Genomic DNA, 9567 nt, shown 5'->3' on the forward strand with positions numbered 1-9567 from the left:
TTAAACGAGCAGTTCCTTTTCATGCGGTAATACGGTATCCGGATAGATTTCCGTCGGGTATTTACCGGTAAAGCAGGCCATACACTGGCCGCAATTTTTCAGGGCCGGGTTGCGTCCGATTGCTTCCTGAAGCCCGTCAACGCTAAGGAAGACAAGTGAATCAGCGCCGATTTCCTTGCGGATGTCTTCAACAGAATGGGTCGACGCAATCAGTTCAGAAGACGTCGATGTATCAATGCCGTAGAAGCATGGGTGTGTAATCGGCGGTGAACTGATCCGCACGTGTACTTCCGTCGCGCCGGCTTCGCGCAGCATGCCGACAATCCGCCGACTTGTCGTGCCACGAACAATCGAGTCGTCGACCATGACGACGCGTTTGCCTTCGACAATCGCCCGAACCGGAGACAATTTCATTTTTACGCCTTGTTCGCGCAGCTCCTGTGACGGCTGGATAAATGTCCGGCCGACATAACGGTTTTTAATCATCCCAAGTTCATACGGGATACCCGTCGCTTCGGCATAGCCGATCGCCGCTGAAATACTCGAGTCTGGCACACCGGTCACCACGTCAGCTTCAACCGGCGCTTCTTGAGCCAATTTGCGACCGAGATTCTTTCGTGCGGCATGAACATTGATGCCCTGGATATTGCTGTCCGGACGCGAGAAATAAATATACTCCATACTGCAGATCGCTGGTTCGGAATGCGTGGTGAAAAAATCAGAACGGACGCCATCATCGTTAATAATCAGAATTTCGCCAGGGTTGACGTCGCGGACATACGTTGCGCCGATGATATCAAACGCGCATGTCTCCGAAGCGATCACCCAGGCGTCACCGAGTTTGCCGAGTGAAAGCGGCCGCAGACCATTCGGGTCGAGCGCCGCGATCATTTCATGTTCATTCAGCATCGCCAGCGCATAGGCCCCTTTGATGACCGACAGTGCATGTTTGACACTTTCGATAAAATTATCGGCAAAATCGCGTTTAATCAAATGCGCGATAACTTCCGTATCTGATGTCGTCTGGAAAATGCTGCCACGTTCTTCCAACTCACCTTTTAATTTATGGGCGTTGACGAGGTTGCCGTTATGGGCAATCGACAGCGAATCTTTCTGCGAGCGGAAAACGAGCGGCTGTACATTAGCATAGCTATTGCCGCCCTGCGTCGAATAGCGGACATGGCCGATCGCTGCCTTGCCTTTGTTAATTGTGTCAAGAATATCGTGATTGAACACGTCGTTGACGAGTCCAAGACCTTTGTGATCATAGAGATGTTTGCCATCGGAGACGCAAATACCGGCGCCTTCCTGGCCGCGGTGCTGCATGCTATGCAGTCCGTAATAGGTTAGTTTCGCTGCGTTCTCATGACCCCAGATACCGAAAACCGCACATTCTTCATTTAGTTCTCTGTCGACATAATGCATGACAGAACCCCTCTCCAGTCATTTTCCAAGTCGGGACGATTGAGTGTAAAAGATTCGTTGTCACAGGCAATATGCAGTTCATCTGAAGTGGTCACTATACCAATTTGAACCGTGTCGCGCACAATCGTTTCGAATTTTTCTGTCAGTTCCTTCGGTACGGAGACTAGGTAACGTGACTGTGTTTCCGAGAAAAGTTCAACCGCAGGATCGCCGAAAAGCGTTAGATCGCAGCCGAATGACGTGCCGAATACGGAATCGGCAATTGCCGTCGCAAGACCGCCTTCGGAAATATCATGGGCGGATGATACAAGGCCCGACTGAATGGCTTGAAGCACGTTGCTCTGGCGCGCCTTTTCAAGTTCGAGATCAAGCGCGGGCACTTTGCCGCTGGCTTTGCCATCAAGCAAGATTTGCAACGCGCTGCCGCCAAATTCGGCCTGCGCTTCGCCAATCAGATAAATTGCGTCGCCGGCATTTTTGAAAGCAACCGTGCAGACTTTATCCAAATCTTCAACCAGGCCAACCATGCCGACAACCGGCGTCGGGTCAATTGCTTCCTGATCCGTTTCGTTATAAAGCGACACATTGCCGCTGATAACTGGCGTTTCCAGTTCCTTGCAGGCTTCAGCCATACCGCTAACCGATTGTTCCATTTCCCAAAACACTTCGGGTTTCTCCGGGCTGCCGAAATTCAGGCAGTCGGTGATCGCAAGCGGAATACCACCTGAGCAAACAATATTGCGCGCTGCTTCGGCAACAGCAATCTTGCCACCGACGTATGGATCGAGTGCCAAATATTTGGCATTGCAATCTGTTGTCAAGGCAAGGCCTTTATTTGTACCGCGTACACGAACCACAGCTGCGTCAGAACCCGGGGCAACCACTGTATTGGTCTGCACCATATAATCATATTGACGCGTCACCCAGTCCTTGGCGGCAAGCGATGGTTGTGTGAGCAGGCGTTTAATCGTTTCCGGGTAATTCTTGATTTCCGGTGTCCATGCCGGAGCAGTCTGATTCAACGTATAAGTTTCCGGCACGCGCGACGGCATATGGCGAACCGGCGCCGATGCGAGTGCATCCGACGGCACTTCAGCGACAATCTCACCTTTATGTTCGAGACGAAGCACTTCTTCTTCGATCACCGTGCCGACCGCAACGGCGTGCAGGCCCCAGCGCGAGAAAATCGCTTGGATTTCTTCTTCGCTTCCCTTTTTAATGACGATCAGCATTCGTTCCTGAGATTCGGAAAGCATCATCTCATAAGGCGTCATAGCCGTTTCACGCTGTGGAATCAAATCCAGATTCATATGGATGCCGACGCCGGCTTTTGCCGCCATTTCGCTAGCGGAGGAAACAAGCCCAGCCGCGCCCATATCCTGAATGCCGACCAATGCTTCATGCTTGGTCAACTCGAGGCAGGCTTCAACGAGCAACTTTTCCATGAACGGGTCACCGACTTGAACCGCCGAACGCTTCTCATCCGATTTATCCGAAATTTCTTCAGAAGCGAATGTGGCGCCGTTGATCCCGTCACGTCCCGTGCTGGCACCAACATACATCACTGTATTGCCAATGCCGCGCGCCTGGCCGACCTGGATATCCGCATGATTCATGATGCCAACACACATTGCGTTAACAAGTGGATTGCCATTATAGCATGGGTCGAACGACAGCTCGCCCCCGACCGTCGGAATGCCGATGCAATTACCGTAACCGGCGATGCCGCTAACCACTTCCTCAAAAATGTAACGGACACGCGCGTTATCGAGCTGTCCGAATCGGAGCGAATCGAGGATCGCAACCGGTCGTGCGCCCATTGAGAAGACATCGCGAATAATCCCGCCAACACCAGTAGCAGCTCCTTGATACGGTTCAATCGCCGACGGGTGATTGTGGCTTTCAATTTTAAATACAACCGCCTGCTTATCGCCGATGTCAACAATGCCGGCACCTTCGCCTGGACCCTGAAGCACACGGCCACCGCTTGTCGGGAATTTCTTCAGCAGCGGTTTCGATGTCTTATAGCTGCAATGCTCCGACCACATGACGGAAAAAAGACCCGTTTCTGTGTAATTCGGTTTGCGGCCAAGCAGTTTGCAAACCTTTGCGTACTCGTCCTCGGTCAGGCCCATCGTCCGGTAGATTTTTTCCTGGGCAATTGTCTCTGCTGATGGTTCAAGAGATGCAGTTGGCATGAACAGAATCCCTCCAATGGTTTAAAATCGACTGGAATAGGCGCAAGCCGTCTTTATTGCCAAGCATTGCGTCCGCCGCGCGTTCTGGATGCGGCATCATGCCGAGCACATTGCCGTTGCGGTTCGTGATCCCGGCGATGTCAGCACGTGATCCATTTGGATTCTCGCCAGCATAGGTAAAGACAATCTGGTGATTGGCTTTCAGTTCAGCCAATGTCTCGTCATCGCAATAATAATTACCTTCGCCGTGCGCAATCGGAATCCGAATAATTTCCCCTTCTTTATAAAGGGAAGTAAACATCGTCTGATTGTTCTCCGTTTTAAGCGGTACAGTCTCGCAAATAAATTTCAGATTTTTGTTCTTGAGCAGCGCCCCAGGCAAGAGGCCGGCTTCGAGTAGGATCTGAAAACCATTGCAAACGCCGAGCACCGGTTTACCTTCCTCAGCAGCTTTGATCACAGCCGGCATAATTCCGGCAAAACGGGCAATTGCGCCGCAACGCAAATAGTCGCCGTAGGAAAAACCGCCGGGAATCATGATTGCGTCGTAGCCGTCAAGCGAGGTTTCTGCATGCCAGACATAATCGACGTCTTCACCGAGTCCGTCCTTTATCGCATAGTACATATCTTGGTCGCAATTGGAACCCGGAAATACAATGACCGCGGTTTTCACGAGCGGACCTCCTCCTCGATCTCATAGCGATAATTTTCAATCACCGTGTTGGCTAAAAGTCGGTCGCAAATTGCATCAACTTTCTGAGCAATATCCGCCCCGTCTTCCATCTGCAATTCAATGTATTTACCAATCCGAACGTCCTGGACATCCGGATAATTCATATTGTGAAGCGACTGCATGACCGCCTGACCTTGCGGATCCAGTACACTTTCTTTCAGCGTGATATAGACCTTAACTTTTTTCATCGAACGGCCTCCAAACGGCTGAGTAATTTTTCATAGGTTTCCGGCAAATCAGCAATATTGCGGCGGAATACATCTTTATCCAGTTTCTCATGCGTTTCTTTATCCCAAAGGCGGCAAGTGTCCGGCGAAATTTCATCGGCGAGGACAATTGCGCCTGTTTCTTTCAGTTTGCCGAATTCGAGTTTGAAATCGACGAGCAGGATACCAGCTTCGCTGAATAATTCCTGAAGTACCTTATTTACAGCAAGCGCCTGGCGACGGATTTCGGTCAACTCTTCTTCAGTTGCAATCTTGATCGCGAGCGCGTGGTCATCGTTTATCATCGGATCGCCCAGATCATCGCTTTTGTAATAAAATTCAACGATCGTTTTTCCAAGGTCGGTGCCTTCATCGAGGCCGAGGCGTTTCGCCAGCGATCCCGCGACAATATTGCGGACAACCACTTCAATCGGAACAATGTCCACTGATTTGACCAACTGCTCAGTCTCGGAAATGGTTTCCAGATAATGTGTCGGCAGATTCTTCTGCTGCAGAACATGAAAAATTTTCGTGCAAATTGCGTTGTTCAGGCGCCCTTTGCCTTCAAATTTTGCTTTTTTCTGGCCGTTGAACGCGGTTGCGTCGTTTTTGTATTCGACGCGAAGCACAAACGGATCATCCGTTGTAAACATTTTTTTTGCTTTTCCCTCATAAAGTAATTCGCCCATCATTATGGCCCCTTTTCTTTTGGCTTTGTTAAAATCTGTTGTTGTTTTTAATCATTTATTGCCAACTGTTCACTTGCCGCGGGGGCCTCGCTGACACGCTGTTCCCGCAGGCGACTCACAGATTGCCTTTTGATCAGAAAACAACATTAAATTGAAACATAGCTTTTCTTCTGCAGAAAATTTTTGGAAAACCGGATCGATCCGGATGCTTAGTCGTTCAGTCCAAGCCGTTCAAAAATGAAAGCAACATTCTTCAGATGATACGTTTCATCAAAGCAACCATCAATTTCTTCTTGGCTAAGCCGCGAGGTGATTCGTTCGTCAGCTTCAACCAATTCTTTGAACTGCGTTTCTGTCTCCCAAGACTTCATCGCGTTCGGCTGCACGATATCATAAGCCGCTTCACGGCTCATCCCTTTTTCAATCAAGGCCAGCAGCACATGTTGAGAAAATGGTAGGCCGTAGGTGCGGCGCATATTGCGGCGCATATTCTCCGGGAAAACCGTCAAATTTTCAATGATATTTGCGAAGCGGTTGAGCATATAGTCAAGTGCTGTCGTTGCGTCCGGAAGAATCACCCGTTCTGCAGATGAGTGCGAAATATCGCGTTCATGCCAGAGTGGCACATTTTCATAGGCGGTCAGCATATAACCGCGGATGACGCGTGCTATACCGCACATATTTTCCGAACCAATCGGATTGCGTTTATGCGGCATTGAAGAGGATCCCTTCTGCCCTTTTGCAAAGGCTTCTTCGACTTCACGCACTTCTGAGCGCTGCAAGCCGCGCACTTCAATAGCGAATTTTTCGATCGAGGTCGCAATTAGAGCCAGTGTCGCCATGTAATGGGCGTGACGATCACGTTGCAACACCTGAGTGGAAATCGGTGAAGCTTTCAAGCCAAGATGTTCGCAGACATAACTTTCGACGCGCGGGTCGATATTTGCATACGTGCCGACCGCACCGGAAATTTTGCCAACGCGGATATCTTCCACTGCATCTTTGAAACGCGCAAGGTTGCGCTTCATTTCTTCATAATAAAGCGCCATTACTAGGCCGAATGTCGTCGGTTCAGCATGTACCCCATGTGTGCGGCCCATCATCACTGTATTCTTGTATTTCTTCGCTTTCGCGGCAAGAACGTCGATAAAATGTTCAATATCCTTCAATAAAATATCATTGCATTGTCTCAGCAAATAGGACTGTGCCGTATCAACAACATCGGTTGATGTCAGGCCGTAATGCACCCATTTTTTTTCATCTCCGAGTGATTCAGAAACGGTTCGCGTGAACGCCACGACGTCGTGACGCGTCTGCTGCTCGATTTCATGGATTCGTTCAACGGTGAACGACGCATTTTGGCGCAACTTTTCAACGTCTTCTTTTGGAATTTCGCCGAGTTCCGACCAGCCGGCGCAAGCTAGAATTTCAACTTCAAGCCAAGCCCTGTATTTATTTTCTTCTGTCCAAATCGCGCTCATTTCTGGTCTTGCATAACGATCGATCATTGGTTCTGACCTACTTCCTCTTCGATTTTCCAAACCGCTAATTTCTGTGCGTCGGCAATCGCCGTTTCAACGGTCGCGCCGAGTATATTAAGATGGCCCATCTTCCGGCCTTCCCGAGCCTCTGCCTTGCCGTACAGATGAAGATGCGCGCCGGCGGAGAGTTCCGGAATTTTGTCCAGCAACGGCTGAACATGCTGACCAAGGATATTGACCATAATGACAGGTTTCAAAAGATCCGTGCTGCCGAGCGGCAAGCCGCAAATCGCGCGGATATGCTGTTCAAACTGTGACGTCTCGCAGGCATCGATGGAATAGTGCCCAGAGTTATGCGGACGCGGCGCCGTCTCATTGACATAGACTTTGCCGTCTGTTCCGACAAACATTTCGACAGCAAGCGTGCCGACGAGATGAAAAGCTTCTGCAAGACGCAGCGCGTACTGCGCGGCTTCGGCATGGAGTTTCTCATTGATTCTCGCCGGCACAAGGGTATGGTGGAGAATATTATGCCGATGGATATTTTCCGCAACCGGAAAAACGGACGTTTCGCCAGTTGTGCTGCGAACAACAATAACGGAAATTTCTTTTTCGAATGGCATCCATTTTTCCAATTCGAAAGGTATCTTGCCAATATAAGGCCGTGCTTCTTCGAGATCCGCTTGATCATGCAGAACATATTGCCCTTTGCCATCGTAACCGCCCTCCGTTGTTTTCAGAACGGATGGAAAATCGATTGTCCGAATAGCCTTCTCAAGTTCTTCTTCATTCCGAACCGGAAGATAAGGAACAACTGGCAAGCCAGCCGCCTGAATCGCAGCTTTTTCATTCAAACGGTCCTTCGTGATTTCAAGAAGCCGAAAGCCTTGCGGCAAATAGCTATGTGTCTGCAAATAATCAGCGGTCTGTACGTCAACGTTCTCAAATTCATAAGTGACAACATCCGCGCAAGCTGCCATCTCTTTAGCCGCATCCGGATCTGCATAATCGGCGACAATCGCTTTATCCGCCACCTGCGCACAGGGGCAATCCTCCGTCGGATCGAGAACAGCAATTCGGTAACCCATTTGTTTCGCAGCAATCGCCATCATTCGGCCAAGCTGTCCACCGCCAAGAATTCCGATTGTTTGTCCCGGCAAAATCGTTTGCTGTGTCACTCGAAATCACTTTCCTTTACTTTCTCTTCTAAAGACTTATGGTAGCTATCCAGCTTGTCCTTCAGTTGATCATCAAAAGCCGACAAGAAACGGACGGCGAGCAGACCGGCATTGGTCGCACCGGAATTGCCGATGGCTACTGTTGCCACTGGAATTCCGCCCGGCATTTGGACAATCGATAACAACGAATCCAAACCATTCAGCGCATGCGATTGTACCGGAACGCCAATCACCGGCAATGTCGTTTTTGCCGCGATCATTCCCGGCAGATGAGCGGCGCCGCCTGCACCAGCAATAATCACTTTCAACCCGCGTTCGCGCGCCGTTTCCGCATAACGAAACATCGCGTCAGGTGTACGATGCGCCGAAATGACATGTTTTTCATAAGCAACTTCCATACTCTCTAACAGATCACAGGCATGACGCATTGTTTCCCAATCGGAAATACTACCCATGACAACACCAACTACTGCACCACTCATTTACTGAAGCCTCCTTCAAGGATCAGTTCAAAAATATGGCTGGCGCTGCGAAGTGCAAGCGCCCTCTCTCTTCTTTTACCTTCTTTTTGAACAAAAGTTACAGAAATAAAAAAGCCCAGAGCAGCTGCTTCTCTTTCTAATAAAAAGAGAAAACAAGCCGTCCGGTCTTTACCGCGGGCAGCGGTCCACTCGGGCAACATTCCCGTTTTCCCTTCATAGTCCGGTAATTTAAGGTCACCGGGTAGAGACAGATGGGCCATATTCCCAAAAATATATGAGGGTTCGCAATCTTCTATTGACACTCTCATCATACCAGTGTTATTAAGAGAGTGTCAACCGATTATCGAACATTCATCCTCAAAAACCGCCTATTGTTCGTCTTTGAGTCATTTCAAAATTTTTAAAATTCCTTCAATTATGCATTCTCGGCCACTTGGTTCTGGTCCATTTGCCGTTTCCCGAAAAACAGGCTTCTCAATACGACGAATCGGCGCATAGCCTTCACGATCCATCCGGTCAATGCAGGCGCTGACTGTCTCGTCTGTCGCAACGATAAACTGCTTCTTCCTCGGCAAAGTTTGACTAACCTTTTTCACAATTTTTCCCACCTGATAAATCCGTTCTCTTGTTTAGATTAGCCGAAGAAGAAGGCGAGCGCAACAAAACCAAAAGCGATCAACAAACTGCCAAAGACGCTGAATGCAATCTGAAACAGATAACTTGGAATATAGTCGAGTATTTTGCCTTCAATTCGTAGCGCGATGCTCGCCGAGTTGTCCTTCCCTTTTTCATGCTCGGAGTGCATCAAAAGCTCTTCACTGGCTTTTCGAAGACGGCTGGTAATCGAGTAGCTACCGATAAGCAGCGCGATTCCCGCACACCAAAACAAAATTGCCATTAATAACCCGGACATCCGCAACACTTCCTTTGTCATCGGTCTGTCCTTAGGTTGGCTCGCATAATCCCGTTCTATTCCCTTGATTTTTCCAAAAAGAGCGCGATTGAATGCTACGAAAAATTTGGCTTGTTTTTGGTGCGACTTTTCTTGATTTAGGAGCGACTTATTCGAAATTCGGTGCAACTTTTGCTCGATTTGGTGCAACTCTCAAAATTCGGTGCAACTTTCCTTGATTTAGGAGCGACTTTTTCGAAATTCGGTGCGACTTTTGCTCGAT

11 protein-coding genes and 1 riboswitch are annotated in these 9567 nt (G+C 49.2%); all 11 genes read right to left on the bottom strand.

What is annotated here, in order from left to right; all coding sequences use genetic code 11:
• The 11 genes from purF to JOC27_RS05060 all read right to left on the bottom strand — a co-directional run bounded on the left by purF (position 1) and on the right by JOC27_RS05060 (position 9326).
• Positions 1-1425, bottom strand: coding sequence for an amidophosphoribosyltransferase (gene purF / locus JOC27_RS05010; protein WP_205005918.1), 1425 nt, complete (start codon positions 1423-1425; stop codon positions 1-3).
• A complete protein-coding gene (gene purL, locus JOC27_RS05015; RefSeq protein ID WP_205005919.1) occupies positions 1401-3623 on the bottom strand; it encodes a phosphoribosylformylglycinamidine synthase subunit PurL in 2223 nt (740 codons plus the stop codon). The genes purF and purL overlap by 25 nt, the downstream gene beginning before the upstream one ends.
• Positions 3604-4296 (bottom strand): phosphoribosylformylglycinamidine synthase subunit PurQ, encoded by a 693-nt coding sequence (gene purQ, locus JOC27_RS05020; protein WP_205005920.1) that lies wholly within the window; start codon positions 4294-4296, stop codon positions 3604-3606. The genes purL and purQ overlap by 20 nt, the downstream gene beginning before the upstream one ends.
• Entirely contained in the window at positions 4293-4544 is a 252-nt protein-coding gene (gene purS / locus JOC27_RS05025; RefSeq protein ID WP_205005921.1) for a phosphoribosylformylglycinamidine synthase subunit PurS, read from the bottom strand. Before purS ends, purQ begins: the two co-directional genes overlap by 4 nt.
• Positions 4541-5251, bottom strand: a complete 711-nt coding sequence (purC, locus tag JOC27_RS05030; protein ID WP_239529744.1) for a phosphoribosylaminoimidazolesuccinocarboxamide synthase — start codon at positions 5249-5251, stop codon at positions 4541-4543. Before purC ends, purS begins: the two co-directional genes overlap by 4 nt.
• A gap of 209 nt (positions 5252-5460) precedes the next feature.
• On the bottom strand, positions 5461-6759 hold the full coding sequence (purB, locus tag JOC27_RS05035) for an adenylosuccinate lyase (protein WP_205005922.1): 1299 nt from the start codon (positions 6757-6759) through the stop codon (positions 5461-5463).
• The gene (purK, locus tag JOC27_RS05040) at positions 6756-7910 is read right to left on the bottom strand and encodes a 5-(carboxyamino)imidazole ribonucleotide synthase (RefSeq protein ID WP_205005923.1); all 1155 of its coding nucleotides are present in this window, start codon (positions 7908-7910) and stop codon (positions 6756-6758) included. The genes purB and purK overlap by 4 nt, the downstream gene beginning before the upstream one ends.
• Complete coding sequence (purE, locus tag JOC27_RS05045; RefSeq protein WP_205005924.1) at positions 7907-8392, bottom strand: 5-(carboxyamino)imidazole ribonucleotide mutase; 486 nt, start codon at positions 8390-8392, stop codon at positions 7907-7909. Before purE ends, purK begins: the two co-directional genes overlap by 4 nt.
• Positions 8389-8592 carry a hypothetical protein gene (locus tag JOC27_RS05050; protein WP_205005925.1) on the bottom strand — a complete coding sequence of 68 codons (204 nt, stop codon included), beginning with the start codon at positions 8590-8592 and terminating at the stop codon, positions 8389-8391. The genes purE and JOC27_RS05050 overlap by 4 nt, the downstream gene beginning before the upstream one ends.
• A riboswitch (purine riboswitch) is annotated at positions 8589-8690 on the bottom strand. It overlaps the preceding gene by 4 nt.
• An 88-nt stretch (positions 8691-8778) precedes the next feature.
• Positions 8779-8988: an NETI motif-containing protein gene (locus tag JOC27_RS05055; RefSeq protein WP_338062772.1), complete on the bottom strand. Its 210-nt coding sequence runs from the start codon at positions 8986-8988 to the stop codon at positions 8779-8781.
• A gap of 38 nt (positions 8989-9026) precedes the next feature.
• Positions 9027-9326, bottom strand: a complete 300-nt coding sequence (locus tag JOC27_RS05060; RefSeq protein ID WP_239529746.1) for a hypothetical protein — start codon at positions 9324-9326, stop codon at positions 9027-9029.
• Positions 9327-9567 lie beyond the last annotated feature (241 nt).

Origin of the sequence: Sporolactobacillus spathodeae, assembly GCF_016908935.1 — a bacterium.
Classification (GTDB): Bacteria; Bacillota; Bacilli; order Bacillales; family Sporolactobacillaceae; genus Sporolactobacillus; species Sporolactobacillus spathodeae.